The organism is Campylobacter sp. 2018MI01 (genome assembly GCF_018501205.1).
Lineage (GTDB): Bacteria > Campylobacterota > Campylobacteria > Campylobacterales > Campylobacteraceae > Campylobacter_E.
The window spans coordinates 21,504-39,944 of sequence record NZ_JAHCZE010000010.1 but is presented as its reverse complement, the minus strand read 5'-3'; the positions used below and the strand labels follow the sequence as shown (position 1 = coordinate 39,944).

20 protein-coding genes are annotated in these 18,441 nt (G+C 27.2%); 11 read left to right on the top strand and 9 right to left on the bottom strand.

Annotated elements, in window-relative coordinates; translation table 11 throughout:
• The 3 genes from KJQ97_RS03175 to KJQ97_RS03165 all read left to right on the top strand — a co-directional run.
• Nucleotides 1–242, top strand: a 242-nt coding sequence (locus KJQ97_RS03175) for a hypothetical protein (protein ID WP_214119939.1), incomplete at its 5' end; no start/stop codon positions are given.
• Nucleotides 243–287: 45 nt separating this feature from the next.
• On the top strand, nucleotides 288–458 hold the full coding sequence (locus KJQ97_RS03170) for a hypothetical protein (protein WP_214119938.1): 171 nt from the start codon (nucleotides 288–290) through the stop codon (nucleotides 456–458).
• A gap of 6 nt (nucleotides 459–464) precedes the next feature.
• Complete coding sequence (locus tag KJQ97_RS03165; protein ID WP_214119937.1) at nucleotides 465–908, top strand: hypothetical protein; 444 nt, start codon at nucleotides 465–467, stop codon at nucleotides 906–908.
• A 49-nt stretch (nucleotides 909–957) separates the two neighbouring features.
• Here the strand turns inward: KJQ97_RS03165 and KJQ97_RS03160 are convergent, their stop codons facing one another.
• Genes KJQ97_RS03160 through KJQ97_RS03120 form a run of 9 tightly spaced genes read right to left on the bottom strand, consistent with a single transcriptional unit; the run spans nucleotide 958 to nucleotide 9,283 of the window.
• Nucleotides 958–2,652, bottom strand: coding sequence for a proline--tRNA ligase (locus tag KJQ97_RS03160; protein WP_214119936.1), 1,695 nt, complete (start codon nucleotides 2,650–2,652; stop codon nucleotides 958–960).
• Nucleotides 2,649–3,875 carry a glutamyl-tRNA reductase gene (gene hemA, locus KJQ97_RS03155; RefSeq protein WP_214117722.1) on the bottom strand — a complete coding sequence of 409 codons (1,227 nt, stop codon included), beginning with the start codon at nucleotides 3,873–3,875 and terminating at the stop codon, nucleotides 2,649–2,651. Before hemA ends, KJQ97_RS03160 begins: the two co-directional genes overlap by 4 nt.
• Nucleotides 3,875–4,762, bottom strand: coding sequence for a polyprenyl synthetase family protein (locus KJQ97_RS03150; RefSeq protein WP_214119935.1), 888 nt, complete (start codon nucleotides 4,760–4,762; stop codon nucleotides 3,875–3,877). The genes hemA and KJQ97_RS03150 overlap by 1 nt, the downstream gene beginning before the upstream one ends.
• A 1-nt stretch (nucleotide 4,763) precedes the next feature.
• Nucleotides 4,764–5,207, bottom strand: a complete 444-nt coding sequence (locus KJQ97_RS03145; RefSeq protein WP_214119934.1) for a hypothetical protein — start codon at nucleotides 5,205–5,207, stop codon at nucleotides 4,764–4,766.
• Entirely contained in the window at nucleotides 5,180–5,332 is a 153-nt protein-coding gene (locus tag KJQ97_RS03140; RefSeq protein ID WP_214119933.1) for a hypothetical protein, read from the bottom strand. Before KJQ97_RS03140 ends, KJQ97_RS03145 begins: the two co-directional genes overlap by 28 nt.
• Nucleotides 5,329–5,823: a thermonuclease family protein gene (locus KJQ97_RS03135; RefSeq protein WP_214117726.1), complete on the bottom strand. Its 495-nt coding sequence runs from the start codon at nucleotides 5,821–5,823 to the stop codon at nucleotides 5,329–5,331. The genes KJQ97_RS03140 and KJQ97_RS03135 overlap by 4 nt, the downstream gene beginning before the upstream one ends.
• Entirely contained in the window at nucleotides 5,823–6,839 is a 1,017-nt protein-coding gene (locus KJQ97_RS03130; RefSeq protein ID WP_214117727.1) for a D-alanine--D-alanine ligase, read from the bottom strand. Before KJQ97_RS03130 ends, KJQ97_RS03135 begins: the two co-directional genes overlap by 1 nt.
• Nucleotides 6,840–6,848: 9 nt before the next feature.
• Nucleotides 6,849–7,403, bottom strand: a complete 555-nt coding sequence (gene ruvA / locus KJQ97_RS03125) for a Holliday junction branch migration protein RuvA (RefSeq protein ID WP_214117728.1) — start codon at nucleotides 7,401–7,403, stop codon at nucleotides 6,849–6,851.
• A complete protein-coding gene (locus KJQ97_RS03120) occupies nucleotides 7,400–9,283 on the bottom strand; it encodes a flagellar assembly protein A (protein WP_214117729.1) in 1,884 nt (627 codons plus the stop codon). The genes ruvA and KJQ97_RS03120 overlap by 4 nt, the downstream gene beginning before the upstream one ends.
• Nucleotides 9,284–9,345: 62 nt before the next feature.
• Between KJQ97_RS03120 and murJ the strand changes: the two genes are divergently transcribed.
• Genes murJ through KJQ97_RS03080 form a run of 8 tightly spaced genes read left to right on the top strand, consistent with a single transcriptional unit; the run spans nucleotide 9,346 to nucleotide 18,390 of the window.
• Nucleotides 9,346–10,758 carry a murein biosynthesis integral membrane protein MurJ gene (murJ, locus tag KJQ97_RS03115; protein ID WP_214119932.1) on the top strand — a complete coding sequence of 471 codons (1,413 nt, stop codon included), beginning with the start codon at nucleotides 9,346–9,348 and terminating at the stop codon, nucleotides 10,756–10,758.
• A complete protein-coding gene (cysS, locus tag KJQ97_RS03110; RefSeq protein ID WP_214119931.1) occupies nucleotides 10,745–12,091 on the top strand; it encodes a cysteine--tRNA ligase in 1,347 nt (448 codons plus the stop codon). Before murJ ends, cysS begins: the two co-directional genes overlap by 14 nt.
• A complete protein-coding gene (locus KJQ97_RS03105) occupies nucleotides 12,088–13,842 on the top strand; it encodes an ABC transporter ATP-binding protein (RefSeq protein WP_214119930.1) in 1,755 nt (584 codons plus the stop codon). Before cysS ends, KJQ97_RS03105 begins: the two co-directional genes overlap by 4 nt.
• A 10-nt stretch (nucleotides 13,843–13,852) precedes the next feature.
• Entirely contained in the window at nucleotides 13,853–15,082 is a 1,230-nt protein-coding gene (locus KJQ97_RS03100) for a M16 family metallopeptidase (RefSeq protein ID WP_214119929.1), read from the top strand.
• Nucleotides 15,079–15,972 carry a 4-hydroxy-tetrahydrodipicolinate synthase gene (dapA, locus tag KJQ97_RS03095; RefSeq protein ID WP_214117734.1) on the top strand — a complete coding sequence of 298 codons (894 nt, stop codon included), beginning with the start codon at nucleotides 15,079–15,081 and terminating at the stop codon, nucleotides 15,970–15,972. The genes KJQ97_RS03100 and dapA overlap by 4 nt, the downstream gene beginning before the upstream one ends.
• On the top strand, nucleotides 15,972–16,754 hold the full coding sequence (locus tag KJQ97_RS03090; RefSeq protein WP_214117735.1) for an enoyl-ACP reductase: 783 nt from the start codon (nucleotides 15,972–15,974) through the stop codon (nucleotides 16,752–16,754). Before dapA ends, KJQ97_RS03090 begins: the two co-directional genes overlap by 1 nt.
• The gene (gene pgsA / locus KJQ97_RS03085) at nucleotides 16,754–17,293 is read left to right on the top strand and encodes a CDP-diacylglycerol--glycerol-3-phosphate 3-phosphatidyltransferase (protein ID WP_214117756.1); all 540 of its coding nucleotides are present in this window, start codon (nucleotides 16,754–16,756) and stop codon (nucleotides 17,291–17,293) included. The genes KJQ97_RS03090 and pgsA overlap by 1 nt, the downstream gene beginning before the upstream one ends.
• The gene (locus KJQ97_RS03080; RefSeq protein WP_214117736.1) at nucleotides 17,290–18,390 is read left to right on the top strand and encodes a M50 family metallopeptidase; all 1,101 of its coding nucleotides are present in this window, start codon (nucleotides 17,290–17,292) and stop codon (nucleotides 18,388–18,390) included. The genes pgsA and KJQ97_RS03080 overlap by 4 nt, the downstream gene beginning before the upstream one ends.
• Nucleotides 18,391–18,441 lie beyond the last annotated feature (51 nt).

Here is an 18,441-nt window from a genome sequence, read left to right as displayed (position 1 = left end):
GTATAGATGAAATAAAAGAAATAAAAAAATTTAGCAAAGATTTATTAAAAACTTCACAAGTCTATGAATTTAATTACGAGCTAACAATTGATGGTTTTGAGCATTTTTATGATAAAAATTCTTTTATTTTTAAAGATGGAAAATTATTTGTAAAATATTATTACTTTAGTTTTAATAATAATTTGCTTGAAGAAAATTATGAGTTTTTAATAGATGATTGTGGTTATATTGAGCGTATGTAGTAAAAGAGTTAGTATGAAAGTAATTAATAATTGTTAGGATTTTAAATGTTTTTTAGAATAGTTAAATTAATATTTCTTATAAGTTTATTATGTTTAATACTTGCTTTATGTTATTTTGCATTAACTTATAATTTTATAAGTAATAACACCGACCCATTAGAAGAATTTAATGAACTTAAATCAAAATTATATAGAATTGAAGCAGACCGAAGTTAGAATAAGTTGAGCTATTATGATTATAATACTGATAAAACTTATAAAATAGATTATAATAAATTCGGCTATAAGTGTAGAATTGAATACCTAGAACGACAAAAACTCGCTATAAAAGATTATTTTAATCGTCATGCAAATGTAGAAAAATTAGAAAAAGTTCAAAATTATAAAAATATAGATGAAATAAAAGAAATAAAAGAATTTAGCAAAGAATTATTAAAAACTTCAAAAATAAATAAATTTAATAATGAGCTAGTAATAAAAAATGATAAATATTTTTATGATGAAGCTTCATTTGTTTTTGAATCTGAAAGATTGTTTGTGAAGTATTATTACTTTGATGAAAATAATGATTTTAAAGAAGTTAGTGAAGAATTTTTTATAGATAGTTGTGGTTATATTGAAAATATATATAAAGCAATAAGTTCTAAAGGTAGATTTAGATTATAAAAACTATAAATAATTTATAAATATTATTTATAGTTTTAAATAAATAAAATTATTTTAAAAGATTTGATAATTTATCTTTAACTTCGTTTGAGTTTAATTCTAGTTTTTCAAGTGTTTTACGAGCTCTAAATTCTACCAAATTATCATCAAGTTTTTTACCCACTACAATAGCATAAGGTGTGCCTATTAACTCATAATCACTCATTTTTACACCAAAACGCTCATTTCTATCATCTAATAAAACCTTAATACCATTAGCCAAACAATACTCATATATATCATTTGCAAACTTAACTTGCTCTTCATTTTTAATATCTGATATTATGATTTGTAATGTAAATGCTGAAATATTTTTATCAAAAATAAGCCCATAATCATCATTATTGCATTCAGCAATTACTGCTAAAAGCCTACTAATTCCTATACCATAACAACCCATTATAAAAGGTTTTGCCTTGCCATTATTATCAAGATAAGTTGCATTCATAGCACTTGAATACTTATCGCCTAATTTAAATATATGCCCTACTTCAATGCCTTTTGTAATTTTTAAAGCTTTATTACACTTATGGCATTCATCATTTTCTTTAACCAAGCTTAAATCATAAAAACGCTCTTGTAAAAAGCTAGTTACCTTAAATCCTACATAATGATAGTCTTTTTCGTTTGCTCCACAAATTAAATCGCTTTCATTTTCTAACTCACTATCTATGAAAAATCTAACAGGACAATCCTTAAGCCCAATAAATCCTGGAACTAAATTAACTTTTATTAATTCTTCTTCACTTGCATCTACTAAATCAAGTGCATTAGCTGCATTTAAAGCCTTAGTTTCATTTAGCTCATCGCAACCTCTTATAAAATATACTATGATTTCTTCTTTATCTACATATACTGCTTTTTTTGCTACTGCTTTTATGAAATTATGCTCTTTGCATTTAAAGAATTTAGCTAAATCTTCTATGGTTTTTACATTTGGAGTGTGAAATTTTGCAAAATCAGCTTCTATTTCTTTAATAAATTTTCTTTTAGCTCTTTTTGCTGTTTCTATATTAGCACAATATCCACATTCACAAATAGCCAAATCATCTTCTCCACTAGGACTAATCACCATAAATTCTCTTGAACCACTTCCACCAATTGCTCCGCTATCTGCTTCTACAATCGCATAATTTAACCCTAATTCATCAAAAATTTTACAATACGCTTCTTGCATATTTAAAAACTCAGCTTCTAAAGACTCAAGCGAATCATGAAAACTATAAGCGTCTTTCATAATAAACTCACGAGCTCTAAAAAGTCCAAATCTAGGTCTTGCTTCATCACGGAATTTAGTTTGAATTTGAAATAAATTAATAGGCAATTGTTTATAGCTTGTAATTTTTCCACGCACAAGTGCAACTATTGCTTCTTCTGCTGTCGGACTTAGGATAAAATCATTTTCTTTTCTATCCTTAAACCTTAGCAATTCTTTACCAAATTTAGCACTTCTTCCACTCTCATCCCAATAATTTAACGGGCATACAAAACTAAGATTTAAATAGTTTGCTCCTGCATTTTTCATATGCTTAATTACAATATTTTTAATATTTTCTAATACTTCAAGCCCTAATGGCAAATAACTATAAAGTCCTGAGCCAAGTTGCTCTATATAAGCTGCTCTACTAAGTAAAATATGACTTTTTAAGATAGCATCTCTTGGTGCTTCTTTTGTCGTTGGTGCGTATAATTTTGAAAATCTCATTCGTTTTCCTTCACATTAAATAAATAATTTAAACTTTGTGTTTCTAAACCTTCATCATCAATATTTTTAAGTCTTATTGTAGGTTCGTGCAAATAAGACTTCATAACTTGTTTTGCGAATTTCAATGCTTCTTCATTATCACTATTTTTTAAATAACCTTTCTTAATTGCTATTGCTAATTCTTGATTTATGATTTCATCTGCTCTAATTCTCATAGCTTTTATTATAGGAGTTACTTGAATTACATTTAAATCCTTATAAAACTCATTAACCATTTTTGCAACTACACTAAAAGCAATTTTTGCTTCTTCATCTTTAAATTGCATATTTTTCTTAACTATTTCATTTAGACTATCAACGCTAAAAACTTCTATTAATTCACTATTTTCAAGCTCAATATCTCTTGGCACAGCAATATCAAAAAAATACCTTTTAAATTCAACCGGACTTATAATATCTTTAGTAATTATAGGTTCATTTGAACTAGTAGCACAAAATATAAGCTCATAAGAATTTAAAATAGAGATTAAATCTTCATAATCTAAACATATTAAATCTAGTTCATTTGCTAGTTTTAAAGCATTTGCTTTGGTTCTTGAAATTATCGCAATATTTCCTTTTGTATGATTTAGCAAGTGTTTTGCAGCTAATTCTATCATCAAACCACTTCCTATTAAAAGGATTTTTTTAGTTTTAATATCACAAATCTCTCTTGCTTTTGCTACTGCAACAGAGCTTACTGATACAGAGTTTTTTGAAATAGCGGTTTTATTTCTAACCATTGCAGCACATTTAAAAGAATAATTAATCGCTACTTCTAAATTAGGAGAATAATTAGCACTTTGCAAGGCTTGTTTTAATTGACCTGTGATTTGAGTTTCCCCTATTACAAGGCTATCAAGTGAACTTGAAACACTAAAAAGATGATGAATAAACCCACTGCCTTCGTAAATATCAGGAGAATTTTTGATAAGTTGCTCATCAATCTTACAAATTAAACATAAGCACTTTATTATGTATTCATAAACACCCACTTGGTTTTCAATATAACACATTATTTCTATTCTATTACAGGTGCTTAAAATCACGCATTCTTCTATGTAATCATTAGCTAAGATTAATTTATAAATTTCTTTTTTCTTAAATTCATCACTTAAAGCTAGTCTTTCTCTTACTTCAATACTTGTATTTTTATGAGTAAAACTAACGCTAAAATAATGCATCAAAACTCCCTAAAAATCATTTTTTTAACGATTTCTTTTAATTCATCGCTACTTGCGTATTTTAATGCAAGTTCTCCGTAATTTTTAGCTTCATTTATACTTGCATTTATTAAATCGTATTTTAAAAATTGCTCTTTTATCCACGATAATTCATCTTTGCTTAAAGTCTTACAAAAATAAGACCTTAGTCTTGCTTTATCATCGCCTTGCAATTTTTTATCTAGCATAATGTATGGAAGAGTAACTTTGCCTTCTTTATAATCATTTAAATTTGGCTTTCCTAAAGTAGCTTCATCTTGAGTAATATCTAAAATATCATCAACTATTTGAAAGGCAATTCCTAGATTTTTACCAAATTCTTTATAATCACTAGCGTTAGGATAATTAGCTAAAAGTGCTGCTGCATATGCACTTGCTTCTATTAATGAAGCAGTTTTTTTATAAATCATTTCATAATATTTGCTCTCATCTTCATTAAAGCTTTCTCCAAGCTCTACATCAAGCAATTCGCCACTACTAAGTAAGGCAACTGCACGACCAACACAAGCTGCTATTTCACTTTTAAAAGAGCATAAATTATAAAACGCAATTGAATATAAAATATCGCCTAGCATAATAGCAGTTTTATCGCCATAAATTGCATTAATACTTGGAGCATTTCTTCTAGTTAGTGCTTCATCTATTACATCATCGTGCATAAGTGATGCTAGATGAATACACTCAATTACTGCACATAATTTATAAGCTTCATCACTAACTCCAGCTATTTTTAAAATCAGTTTTGAGCGTAATCTTTTGCCGTGATTTACCTTGGCTAAATACTCATAAATACTAGGATGCTTTAACTCTTTTATAAATTCATTTATATAAAAATCTATCTTTTCCATACTACTTCCCTTTTAAATTCTTATTAAACTCAATATCTACTCTTCCATCGTTATCAATAACTAAAACCCTTATTTTAGCTTTATTATCTTTAAAATCCTTAAATTCTAAAAAAAGTGTAACTTTATCAATGCTAGGATTTTTGTAATTAGGCAAAATTTGTTCTTTAACAAAATCAAGCCCCCTTCTAAGAGATAATACATATTGTTTTCTATAATTTTTATAATCTTTAAAATTAGTTAGCAAAATCAAATTCGTATTATCAAAATGCGTCCATCTAAAGGCATATTTTTGCCATTTTTCTTCACCCTTAGGACTTATGAAAAACCATTCTAATTCATCTTTTTTTAAAATATATTCTTTTTCATAAGCAAAATTAGGCACACCCGCAAATAAATTAATACTAAAAAAAATCAGTATTAAAAATCTATAATATTGTTTGGACATTCTTTATGATAAACCCCAGCTGCGTCATAATATTCATTACAATCTTCATAATAATGAAGCCTAATTCCATCTTTACTAGCACACGAGCTAAAAATAATAGCTATTAAAACAATCAATTTTTTCATGCTATCAACCATTGAAATAATTTTTTAAGCTCTTCACTTTCACTTCTTCTATTTTTATGCTTTTTTCTCCATTCATAAGGATTTTGAGCGTTTTTATCTATCCATAAGCCTTTTAATTCTTGTCTTGCTTTTAACTCATCGCTTTTATACATATTTGTATAATAAGAATACGCCCAAGCACAACCTTGCTGAACTACATAGCGATTTATATCTACCTCATCTAAATATACAATTGCTATGGTTCTTTTATATTTATCTTTGCCTTTGATTTTCAAATCAACCTTTTTGCCAATTATTTTAGAAGACAAAACCCTAGTACAATATGCACCAAAATTCTGACTTGTTTCAGGTGCGTCAATGCCATATAATCTAACTTTTGTTTTTTTCTTGCCTTTTCTTACTTGAATAGTATCTCCGTCCATTACTTTTGATACAAAATACTCTCCTGCAAATAGATTAATACTTAGCAAGAATATCAAAACAAATCTCATTATTTAGCTCTTACAATTTTATTTAAAAATGTGAAATTTTCTTTAATTTTAAAATCACTTTCAATAGATTTTGCTAATTTTTCTAAAGAAGATTTAAAATCATCAAATAAATAATTAGCATAAGAACCTGGATTTGGATTAATCTCATTTAGATAAATCTCATTATCTTTAATAAAAAAATCACATCTAATTAAAGCACCTTTAAACAACGGCAAATAAAGTCTAGTAAAAGCGTCTTTTAATTTATTTACTAATTCATCATTAAGTTTTACTTCTTCTATTTTTTCTTGTTTAAAGCTTAGATATTTTTGGTCAAAATCTAAATGACCATTTTTCTTAGGCTCTTCAATCTTTGAAAATACAATTTTTTCGCCATCAAAAAATCCTGCTAGATTTACTTCTTGAATATTTTCAATAAAAGGCTCTGCTAAAATCTTGTCATCAAATTCATACGAACTATCATACGCATAAGCAAAATCTTCTTTATTTTTTACTATATTTATACCTATACTACTTCCAAGCCTAGCTGGTTTTAAAATAACAGGTAGTTCAACCTCATCATTTTTGCTTTCTAATAATTTATAAGCAATTGTTTTAACCCCTACTTCATTTGCATAAAGTTTAGTTAAATGTTTATCAAAACTAAGCACACAAGCAGCAGTTCTAGGGCCTATGTATTTTATATTATAAAAATCAAACATAGAAGCTAATTTCCCATCTTCGCCATCTTTTCCATGAACTATATTAATAGCTATATCAAATTCTACTTTTTCTTCGCCTAAAAGTTTTTTAAGATAAAAGCCACCTTGTTTTAATACTAAAGGCTTAAGGTTTTTAAAACCGCCTTTTGCAAAATAATTTGCATTCATATTATTTTTATCTATTAGATAAAACTCATTATCAAAACTAACATAAATAAAAATTACATCATCTAATAATTTTGCCACAGTTACAGCACTTACTATGCTTATTTCATGCTCGTAAGAATTCCCACCAAAAACCATTGCGTATTTCATTTATTTTCCTTAACTTAATTTTTTAAGAGCTAGTTTTATTACTTCGCTAACACTATTTGCATTAATATCTTTTAAAGCTTTAATCACAGCTTCTTGTTTAAAACCTAAAGCAAGTAAAGCTTCACTAGCTTCGTAATAATAATTATTCTCCGCACTTATTCCTAATTTGATTATTTTATCTTTTAATTCTAATATTAATCTACTTGCACTCTTAGCACCAATTCCTGGAGCTTTACATAAAGCTTTTGCGTTTTCATTAATAATAGCACTTTGCAAACTCGCTACATCCATTGATGATAAAAGTGCCATAGCACTTGTAGCACCTATGCCATTTACTTTTATTAAGGCTTCAAATAATATTTGCTCACTTTCATCTAAAAAGCCATATAATTTATTTGAATCTTCTTTAATAATTTGAGTAATTAATAAAGCTACTTTATCTCCTTTATTAATCCTAGCAGCACTTAATAAGCTAAGATTTATTCCATACCCTACTCCATAAGTTTTTAAAATTATAAACGCAGGAGTTTTTTTAATAACTTCACCTTCTAAATAAACTATCAATAATCTTCCTTTTCTTCCATAAATTCATCTTCGTAATTTTTAACTTCTGTTCTTTTTAGCTTTACTATTTTTGCACTTTCTTCATCACCTATCATAACTCTTTCTAATTTCAAACAATATAAATCTTCATATTCTTTAGTATTATAAGTTAGCTCAATATCAGGATAAAGTAATTTAAATTTAATTTCATTTAAATTCGCCCATCTTTTAGTATTTATAACCTTTGCTTCATAGACTTTATTTTGCAATCTTTTTAAATCATCTTCTAAATCTTTATGCTTATCTTTAAAATCTTTTAATTTAGTAATTAAATCATTATATTCAAGCACAACATTTTGATAATCTCTAATTTTTTGCAAAAATGCAGTAGGTGGAATAATATTACTTTGTTTCATCTCTGCTAATCTTTGTTTAATTTGCATAATACTATCTTTATTAGCGTCTATGATTGATTTTTTACTATCTATAATTTTTGGTAAAGATAATAAATTTTTATTTACTTCGGCTAATTGACCTAAAGTTTTTTCAAGACTTTTAACAATTATTGGAGATTTACTAGCACTTACTAAGAATTTGTTATTTTCTCCTAAACACTCTTTAACAACTGCAATATCACTAACTTCTATAGTTGTATTAGTTGTAAGCGTATCTATCATTACTTTATTTGCTATGATTTTACCGCCTAATGCGTGTTTTACTCTTACATTTTTTCCTACAATAACGCCATTTTCAAGCCTATTTACTTCTATATCTTCGCCTTCGCAATAACCCCTATGCACTTCTATATTGATTTTTTTCGCATAAATCTTACTTTTTGAATGAGTTTGTCCACCTATATTTGCAATCTTTGCTTTTACTACTGAATTTTGAGCGATATTTCCTTTTACATTAAGTGTGCTTACTTCTATACTAAGATTTGCCCCTACTGCGTCTTTTAAATAATCTTGTTCATCAACATTTAAAGTAATATCTTTATTAATACCTGCATCAATTGAGCCTGTTGTTTTAAATTCCACAGCTTGAACGCTAACACTATCTTTTATATCATACAATTTATCTCTATAAACAAAAGTTACATAGCCATTTATATTTGCATAATACTTTATACTCAAATCATCTTCAAGCATTCTAATATTTTCACTAACCTTAAAATCAGGCTCACTTATAATATTAGAATTAGTAGCGTTAATGATATTTCCTTTTAAATCCTTACCATTAACAGCCTTTATTGGTTTAATAAATTCAATTATTAATTCATCTTTACTAATAGCATTTATAAAACCACGCTGAGAATAATCAATTTTAGCATTTTCATCTACTTTTTTATCTTTATAATAAAGCTTGGTTTCTGAATTAATAGCATTAATTGGCTCAATCCCCTTAGCTAAAACTATACTAGCTTCCATAATTTGCTTACTCTCAAATGCCTTTAGCATTTTTACAAGCTGCTCTTGAAAAGTAAATTCTCTAATGCCTAGTAATAAACCTGCTTTTATAAATTTTTTATTAATTAAATCTCTAATATTTTCTATATATTCAGCAAATTCTATTTTATCATCATAATTTATAGCACTAAAATTTGCTACTACCTTAGTAAGATTTTTATTTGTTCCTATCTTAAAATCAATTAATGGAACAATATTGTCTATTATTTCTATTTCATATATTTGTTTAATTTCCATATCGTCATTAAAGAATTTATCATCGTTAAATACTTCTAATTCGTGTTCTAAAAGGGTTTGAGACATTCCATCTTTAGTAATTATTGTCTCATAATGAAGAACCTTAAAATCTAAATTATTTATATCTTTTCTATATCTATTTGCATAATTTGTTAATTCATCATAAGGTTTATCTGTTTTGATTATGTATTTTTCCAAATTGTAAAGCCTTTATTTTTTTTCGTTAATATACCTAAAAATAAATTAAAAAAGTAAAATGAATGAAACAAGAACTAATAAAAAAATATTTTTTCAATATTTTTGGTATTTTAATATCAAGAATAAGTGGCTTTTGTAGAGATTTTTTACTAGCTAGATTTTTAGGGGCTAGTATTTATTCTGATATATTTTTTATAATGATAAAGCTTCCGAGTGTTTTTAGAACCTTATTTACCGAAGGCACATTTAATCAAAGCTTTTTACCAAATCTAGCCAAAACTAATCGTAAAGGCGAATTTTGTGTAAAGATACTTATAATTTTTATAGCTATTCTTAGTTTAATAGCCTTAATTGTTTTTATGTTTTCTAATATCTTTACTAATCTAATAGCCTATGGTTTTGATGATGAGATTAAAAAAATATCAGCACCTTTAATCGGGCTTAATATTTGGTATTTAGTGATTATTTTTTGTGCTTCGTTTTTTGCGTCTTTACTTAATTATAAAGGTAGATTTTTTATAACTAGCATAAGTGCTTCTATTTTTAATTTTGCCTGTGTAGCTGCTCTTTTAATATTTAAAGATTTAGAAAAATTACAATTACTTAAAATGATTACTTATTTTATTTTAATAAGTGCTTTTATTCAAGTAATTATTTTAATGATTGCTTTAAAAGATAATAAAATCTTTCATTCTATGATAATTTATGTAAAGAATTTAAATCATAAAAATAAAAAAACTTCTCTTAAAGGCTTTTTTAAAAATTTTAGCTCATCTTTAATTGGCTCATCAAGTTCGCAATTAAACTCATTAGTTGAAATTGCTCTAGCTAGTTCATTAGCTCACGCAAGTATTTCATATCTTAATTATTCAACTAGACTTTATCAACTCCCACTAGCCTTAATTGCTATTGCTTTTACTCAAGTATTTTTCCCAAGCTTAATTGCTTATATTAAACAAGGAAAAATTCAAAATGCTATTTTAAGTATTCAAAAAATATTTGAATTAATGCTACTTTTATTAATACTTGCTGCATTAACAGGCTATATTTTAAGCGAAGAGATAATTAAACTCTTATTTGAGCGTGGAGCATTTACAAATGAAAACACACTTGAATGTGCTAAAGTCTTAAGACTTTATATATTATGTATAGTTCCACTTGGAATTTCAAAATTATTTTTAGCTTGGATAAATGCAAATTATTTACACTCAATTGCTGCTAAGATTTCAATAATGTCTTGTTTTATAAGTATAATTGCAAGTTTATGTTTGATAAAAGATTTTGGTATTTTAGCCTTTTGTATAAGTGCTAATATTTCTGCTTGGTTTATATTACTTGCTTATCTTTTTGTGTTTTCTTATGCTAGATTTTTTAGTATTTTAAGACCTAGCGTTTGCTTAGGAATTATCTTTATTAGTGTAATATTTGCTTATGTTTTAATATATTTAAAAGGATTTTTAAATGCAATTTTTTAACTCACAAACTAGAAAAAAAGAAGAATTTACATATAAAAATGAATGTATAAATATATATGTTTGCGGTCCAACCGTTTATGATGACGCACATTTAGGTCATGCAAGGTCAAGCATAAGTTTTGATTTATTAAAAAGAGTAATTAAAGCAAATGGTTTTGAAGTAAAATTAGCAAAAAATTACACAGATATTGATGATAAATTAATCAAAAAAATGAATGAAAGTGGCAAAAGTCTAGCTGAAATTAGCGAAACTTATATTAAAAGTTATGAAGCTGATATGAAAGCTTTAAATGTTTTAGAGCCTGATATTAGCCCAAGAGCAACTGAATATATTAATCAAATGATTAGTTTTATTGAAAAATTGCTTGAATTAAAATATGCTTATAGATTAGATGATGGAATATATTTAAATACAAGTTTAGATAAACTTTATTTAAGTATTTCAAACAAACCTCAAGATGATACTATCTCAAGACTTGAAAATGAAGTAGATAAAAAGAATGCAAGTGATTTTGTATTATGGAAATTTGATGAGAATTATTATAAAGCAAGTTTTGGCACAGGTCGTCCTGGTTGGCATACTGAATGTGTTTGTATGATTTTAGATATTTTTCCTAAATTACACATTCATTGTGGTGGAGCTGATTTGTTGTTTCCACATCACGAAAACGAAGCTTGTCAATGTCGCTTAGCAACTAAAAACGAACTGGCTACTTTTTGGCTACATAATGGCTTTGTAAATATTAATAACGAAAAAATGAGTAAAAGTCTAAATAATAGCTTTTTTGTAAAAGACGCTTTAAAAGAATTTAGCGGAGAAACACTTAGATTTTATTTACTAAGCACTCATTATAGACAAGATTTTAATTACACAATTACTGATTTAAAAGCTTCTAAAAAACGCCTTGATAAAATATTTAGAGTGAAAAAAAAGCTTAATTTAAATGAGCTAGATTTAAAAACAATAGCACCTAATAGTGAGCTAAAATCAAAATTAGTTGAAGCTTTAAGCGATGATTTAAATACTTCAAAAGCACTTGCAATTGTAGATGAATGGGTAAATTATGCAAATACTATAAAAGCTAATGATGAACTTAAAAATGAGTTTTTAGCTATTGTTGAATTATTAGGAGTTGGAGTGATTAATCCTAATGAATATTTACAAAATTGTGATGAGAAATTCCGTATTCAAATTCTAAAATTAATTGATGAAAGAAATGAAGCTAAAAAAAATAAAGATTACGCAAAAGCCGATAGTATTAGAAATGAATTAAGTAATTTAGGCGTAAGCATTCAAGATAGCGCTAATGGTGTTGATTGGGAGATTTTATGAATTTAAAAGAAATAGAAAATCAAAATGTATCCCAATTAAAATTATCTTATGTATTAAAAAGGTTTAAGCACTATTTTAAAGATTATAAAATAAGATTTTTTCTAGCAATAATAGGTATGATTTTAGCTTCAGCTGGAACTGCTGGTAGTGCTAAGATTATTGAACCGATTTTAAATAAAATCTTTGTAGAAAAAGATGTAACATTATTATATATCTTACCTTTAGGTGTGTTTGCTTTATATTTTATAAAGAATTTAGGTCTTTATATGCAAACAATTAATATGGGTTTTATAGGTATAGAAATTACAAAAAGACTAAGGCAAAAAATCCTAAAAAAAATCATAGTAATGGATATGAAATTCTTTCAAAAACACCCTAGTGGAGAGCTAATATCACGCTCATTAAATGATATTGGAAGCCTTCAAAATGTGCTTACTAATTTCATTCCTGATATTACAAGAGAAATAATTACAACCTTAGGCTTACTTTATGTAGTGATTTCTCAAAGCCCAAAATTAGCTTTTTTTGCATTTATTATCTTACCTGCTGCTATGCTTCCTATTAGATATTTCATAAAAAAATTAAAAAGCATAGGAATAGCAACACAACAAAATTATGCCGAACTTACTTCAAGACTAAATGAGATTTTAGGCAATATTGAGCTAGTTAAATCATCAAATGCTGAAAAATTAGAGCTAGAAAAATACAAAAATAGCAATGAAAATGTAGCAAAATTAATCTATCGTGGAACTAAAATAAATGCCTTTACAAGCCCTATTATGGAAACTTTTGGTGCTTTAGGCGTATCGGCAACTATAATAATAGGTGGAATGGAAGTTATAAATGGCTCTATGCAAATAGGCAATTTTTTCTCATTTTTAACGGCTTTATTTTTGATATATACTCCTGTTAAAAGAATTACAAGTCTTTATGCAAGTCTTCAAACAAACCTAGCAGCTAGCACAAGGACTTTTTATTTACTTGACCTTGAGCCAGAGATTAAAGGTGGAGATGAGAATTTAAATCAAGAAATTAAAAGCCTAAAATTACAAAATGCTAGTTTAAAATACGATAATAAATTAGCTTTAGATAATGTTAGTATAGAGTTTAAAAAAGGCGAAATCACCGCAATTATAGGAAGAAGTGGTAGTGGAAAAAGCTCTTTAGTAAATACTATTTTAAGATTTTATGAGCTAAATTCTGGAGAAATTAAAATAAATAATAACAATTATAAAAACTATTCACTAGATAGCTTAAGAGAAAAAATAGCAATAGTTACACAAAATATTTATTTATTTAGCGATACTATTGCAAATAATATTGCTTATGCAAATGAATTTGATGAAGAAAGAGTGATTAATGCCTTAAAACTTGCAAATGCTTATGATTTTATAAGTGCTATGCCTGATGGAATTTACACTAAACTAAGTGAAAAAGGTAATAATTTTAGCGGCGGTCAAAGACAACGCCTAGCACTTGCAAGAGCGTTTTATAAAAATCCTGAAATAATAATTTTTGATGAAGCAACAAGTGCTTTAGATAATGAAAGTCAGAATTTAATATCAAAAAGCTTAGTAAATATTAAGCAAGATAAGATAATTATTCTAATAGCACATAGATTAAATTCTATTGCAATTGCTGATAATATTTTGATTTTAGATAATTCTAAAATGGTGGGATTTGGAAACGATAAAAGCTTAGAAAATAATGAATTTTATAAAAAATTAAAAGAAAAATTTGAAGAATGTTAAAAGAGATAAAATGAATATAGAAAGTAAAGTATTAAAAAATGGCTTAAAAATTTATGCTGTAAATCTAAATGATAATTCAGGTGTAGCTAGTGTAAATATCTTTTATAAAGTAGGCTCAAGTTATGAAGAATTAGGCAAAAGCGGTATAGCACATTTGCTAGAACACCTATCTTTTAAAAGCACAAAAACTCATAAGGCTGGAGAATTTGATGAGATAATAAAAGCATTAGGTGGAGTAAATAATGCTTGCACTAGTTTTGATTACACTCAATACTATGTAAATATCGCAAATATTCATATTAAAAGGGTTTTAGAATTATATTCTAGTATGATGAGTGAGTTAATGTTTAATAAAGATGAGTTTTATAAAGAAAGAGATGTAGTCCTTGAAGAAGAGAGATTAAGAGTAGGAAATGATGCTTTTGGGTATTTATATAATGCTATTTATAATTACGCTTTTATAAAGACTAGTTATCATTGGACGCCGATTGGATTTGCTGATGATATAGCAAATCTTACACCTAAAATTGTAAAAGAATTTTATACTAAATTCTATGCACCAAATAATGCTTGTATAGTAATTAGCGGAGATTTAGCTAATATTGATATTTTTAGTATGTGCGAAGAGATTTTTAGTAAAAAATCAGCAAAAAAAATCACACAAAATAAAGTATATGAACCAGATAGAACAGGTCTAAAAGAAATAGAACTTAGTTTTCCTAATCTAAATTCTAATATTTTTGCTTGTGCTTATAAAATACCTGCATTTAATCACGAAGATTTTGAGTATTTAAAGGCTATTTCAATATTTTTAAATCTTGATAAAAACTCAATTATAAAAAATAAAATGATAAATGAGTATAATCTATGTGCTGATTTGGACTTTTACGCACAAAGCTCTAAGAATGAAAATTTATTTATAATTTTTGGAGTTTGTAATGATTTAGTAAATACAAAATCAGCAATAAAGCAACTAAAAAAATTAATTAATCAAACAAAATTTAATAAATTTGATACAAGAACAATTTATAATCAATTAGAATTAAGCATAAATCAAGTAAAATCCAACCCAAGTGCTTTAGCGAGTGGAATTGGTAAATTTGAATGTTTTGGAGATGTAAATGTATTTTTAAATTCTCTAACTTCAAAAGAATTAGATTATAAAATTTTAAACCAAGTTTTTAAAAAATATCTAAAAGATGACAATTTAACTCAAATAATTTTAAAGGAGAAAGTATGAAAAAAGAAATAATAGGTGCAATGACAGCTTTAATAACACCATTTAAAAATGATAAAATTGATGAGCTTAGTTATGAAAAGTTAGTTAAAAGACAAATAGCAAATGGAATTGATGCCGTAGTTCCTGTTGGAACCACAGGAGAAAGCCCAACTTTAACTCACGAAGAGCATAAAAGATGTATAGAAATCGCAGTAAGTGTTTGTAAAGGAACAAATACTAAGGTTTTAGCGGGTGCAGGCTCAAATGCAACTCACGAAGCAATATCTTTAGCAAAATTTGCTCAAGAGTGTGGAGCTGATGGGATTTTAAGCATTACTCCATATTATAATAAACCTATGCAAAGTGGATTATATAAACACTATGAAGCTATTGCTAAATCAATTGATATTCCTATTATGCTTTATAATGTTCCAGGAAGAACAGGTTGTGAAATAGCTAGTCAAACTATAATTGAACTTTTTAGAAATTGTCCTAATATTTACGGAGTAAAAGAAGCAAGTGGAAATATAGATAAGTGCGTAGATTTATTAGCAAACGAGCCAAAACTAAGACTTGTAAGTGGCGAAGATAGTATAAATTATCCTATTTTAAGCAATGGTGGTAGTGGTGTGATTAGCGTTACTTCAAATCTTTTACCAAATGAAATTGCTAATTTAACTCACGAAGCTTTAAAAGAAAACTATAAAAATGCAAAATCTATTAACGATAAACTTTATAATATAAATAAGATTTTATTTTGTGAGAGCAACCCAATTCCAATAAAAGCAGCAATGTTTATAGCAGGATTACTTCCTAGTCTTGAATATCGTTTGCCACTTTGCGCTCCTAGTAAAGAAAATCTAAAAAGAATAGAAGAAGTTATGAAAAATTATGATATAAAAGGATTTTAATGCAAGAGATTAATTTTAAAGATAAAGTATTAGTAATAAGCGGTGGAACTCGTGGTATAGGTAAGGCTATTGTGTATGAATTTGCAAAAGCAGGTTGTAATGTTGCATTTACTTATAATTCAAACGAACAAATCGCACAAGAAATCGTTGCTGATATTGAAAAAACTTATAAAGTTAAAGCTAAATGCTATCCATTTGATATACTTGAGCCTGAAACTTATAAAGATTTATTTTTAAAAATTGATGAAGATTTTGATAGGGTTGATTTCTTTATCTCAAATGCAATTATTACAGGTCGTGCAGTTGTAGGTGGATATACTAAGTTTATGAAACTTAAACCTCGTGGAATTAATAATATCTTTACAGCTACCGTTAATGCTTTTGTTTGTGGTGCTCAAGAAGCAGCTAAGAGAATGGAAAAAGTTGGCGGTGGAAGTATTATTTCAATTTCTAGCACAGGGAATTTAGTTCATATTGAAAACTATGCAGGTCATGGAACAGCAAAAGCTGCTGTTGAAGCAATGGCTAGATATGCAGCAACTGAATTAGGTGAGAAAAATATCCGTGTAAATGTTGTAAGTGGTGGTCCAATTGATACTGATGCTCTAAAAGCATTTACTAATTATGAAGAAGTAAAACAAGCTACAATGAATTTAAGCCCATTAAATCGTATGGGGCAACCTGAAGATTTAGCGGGTGCATGTTTGTTCTTATGCACTGATAAAGCTAGTTGGGTTACAGGACATACATTCATTGTAGATGGTGGAACAACATTCAAGTGATGAATTTACCTAATCTTTTGGCTAGTGCTAGGATAGTCCTAGCACCAATTTTATTTATATTATTAACGCATTCAAATGTGTTGGTTAATACTCACAACATACATATTTCTTGGATAAATTATTTAGCAGCTCTTATTTTTACTATTGCTTCTATAACTGATTTTTTTGATGGATATATTGCAAGGTCTTGGAATCAAAAAACAATTTTAGGAGAGATTTTAGACCCTTTGGCTGATAAAATGCTTACCTTAGCAGCATTTTTAGGGCTTATGATGATGGGAAGGGTTAATGAAATTCTAGTTTATTTTATCTTAGTTCGTGAGTTTTTTATAACTGGTTTAAGAGTTATGATAGTAGCTGATGGGCTTAAAATCGCTGCAAATATGAGTGGTAAAATCAAAACAACATTTCAAATGTTAGCAATTGGATTTTTACTAATGGATTGGTGGGGAAAAGATATTTTATTTTATCTATGCTTTTTCTTTACTATTTATTCTGGGGCTATTTATGTAATAGAATATGCTAAGGCAAAAAAATGAAGAATATAATTCTAACTTTTATTGTTTTAGCTTTTTGCTTTTGGCATTATGGGGCTAGTTTTTTAGGCACTATTTTAATACTTTCTTTTTTGATATTTTTTCATGAATTAGGGCATTTTTTAGCTGCAAAATACTTTAAAGTTAGAGTTTTAACATTTAGCATAGGGTTTGGAAAGCCAATTTATGTGAAGCATTATAAAGGCACTGATTATCAAATATCAAGCGTATTTTTAGGTGGATATGTCAAGATGAAAGGTCAAGATGATAGCGACCCTACTCTTAAAAATTATGATTATGATAGCTATTCGGTATTACACCCATTTAAAAAGATTTTAATTCTTTTTGCAGGTCCATTTTTTAACCTACTTTTAGCATTTTTAATCTATATAAGTTTAGGTTTTATAGGGGTTGAAAGGCTTAGTCCGACTATTGGTGCGCTTAGCGAATATGCTGATACAAAACTAAAAGTAAATGATAAAATACTAAAAATCAATGGCACTAAAATTAATAATTTTTACGATATCAAACCACTCGTAAATGATAGTAGTATTAATGTAAAAGTATTAAGAAATAATGAAATTTTAGAACTTGATATTAAAACTTACGAAGGCAAAACTCAAAATATTTTCGGAGAAATCATCACAAAACCACTATTAGGAATTGTGCCTAAAAATGAGACTTTTATAGAATATCATAGAGATTTTAGTGTGTTTGCTTGGGCTTTTAAAGAGAGTTTAGATGGGGCTTTTTTAATCCTTGAAGGTCTTAAAAAATTAATATTAGCTGAAGTTAGCCCTAAAAATATAGGTGGAATTATAAGCATAGCCGACACAACTACAATGGCTACTACACTTGGAATTTCAAAACTGCTAATAATCACGGCTTTATTATCAATTAATCTTGGAATTTTAAACCTTTTACCTATTCCTGTGCTTGATGGCGGGCATATAGTTTTTAATTTATATGAGTTAGTTTTTAAAAGAGAAGTAAATCAAAAAGTATTTATTACACTTAGTTATATTGGAATGTTTTTATTATTTTCTTTAATGATATTTGCTACATTTAATGATATAACAAGAATTATTGAAAACCAATAAAGTATTATATTTTATTGGTTTTTTAATTCTAATAATTAAAGCTCACTAGAT

Excerpts from the sequence above, each read along its gene's own strand:
- KJQ97_RS03170 (WP_214119938.1), top strand. The coding sequence starts at position 288 with ATGTTTTTTAGAATAGTTAAATTAATATTTCTTATAAGTTTATTATGT.
- KJQ97_RS03160 (WP_214119936.1), bottom strand. The coding sequence starts at position 2,652 with ATGAGATTTTCAAAATTATACGCACCAACGACAAAAGAAGCACCAAGA.
- hemA (WP_214117722.1), bottom strand. The coding sequence starts at position 3,875 with ATGCATTATTTTAGCGTTAGTTTTACTCATAAAAATACAAGTATTGAA.
- KJQ97_RS03150 (WP_214119935.1), bottom strand. The coding sequence starts at position 4,762 with ATGGAAAAGATAGATTTTTATATAAATGAATTTATAAAAGAGTTAAAG.
- KJQ97_RS03145 (WP_214119934.1), bottom strand. The coding sequence starts at position 5,207 with ATGTCCAAACAATATTATAGATTTTTAATACTGATTTTTTTTAGTATT.
- KJQ97_RS03140 (WP_214119933.1), bottom strand. The coding sequence starts at position 5,332 with ATGAAAAAATTGATTGTTTTAATAGCTATTATTTTTAGCTCGTGTGCT.
- KJQ97_RS03135 (WP_214117726.1), bottom strand. The coding sequence starts at position 5,823 with ATGAGATTTGTTTTGATATTCTTGCTAAGTATTAATCTATTTGCAGGA.
- KJQ97_RS03130 (WP_214117727.1), bottom strand. The coding sequence starts at position 6,839 with ATGAAATACGCAATGGTTTTTGGTGGGAATTCTTACGAGCATGAAATA.
- murJ (WP_214119932.1), top strand. The coding sequence starts at position 9,346 with ATGAAACAAGAACTAATAAAAAAATATTTTTTCAATATTTTTGGTATT.
- cysS (WP_214119931.1), top strand. The coding sequence starts at position 10,745 with ATGCAATTTTTTAACTCACAAACTAGAAAAAAAGAAGAATTTACATAT.
- KJQ97_RS03105 (WP_214119930.1), top strand. The coding sequence starts at position 12,088 with ATGAATTTAAAAGAAATAGAAAATCAAAATGTATCCCAATTAAAATTA.
- KJQ97_RS03100 (WP_214119929.1), top strand. The coding sequence starts at position 13,853 with ATGAATATAGAAAGTAAAGTATTAAAAAATGGCTTAAAAATTTATGCT.
- dapA (WP_214117734.1), top strand. The coding sequence starts at position 15,079 with ATGAAAAAAGAAATAATAGGTGCAATGACAGCTTTAATAACACCATTT.
- KJQ97_RS03090 (WP_214117735.1), top strand. The coding sequence starts at position 15,972 with ATGCAAGAGATTAATTTTAAAGATAAAGTATTAGTAATAAGCGGTGGA.
- pgsA (WP_214117756.1), top strand. The coding sequence starts at position 16,754 with ATGAATTTACCTAATCTTTTGGCTAGTGCTAGGATAGTCCTAGCACCA.
- KJQ97_RS03080 (WP_214117736.1), top strand. The coding sequence starts at position 17,290 with ATGAAGAATATAATTCTAACTTTTATTGTTTTAGCTTTTTGCTTTTGG.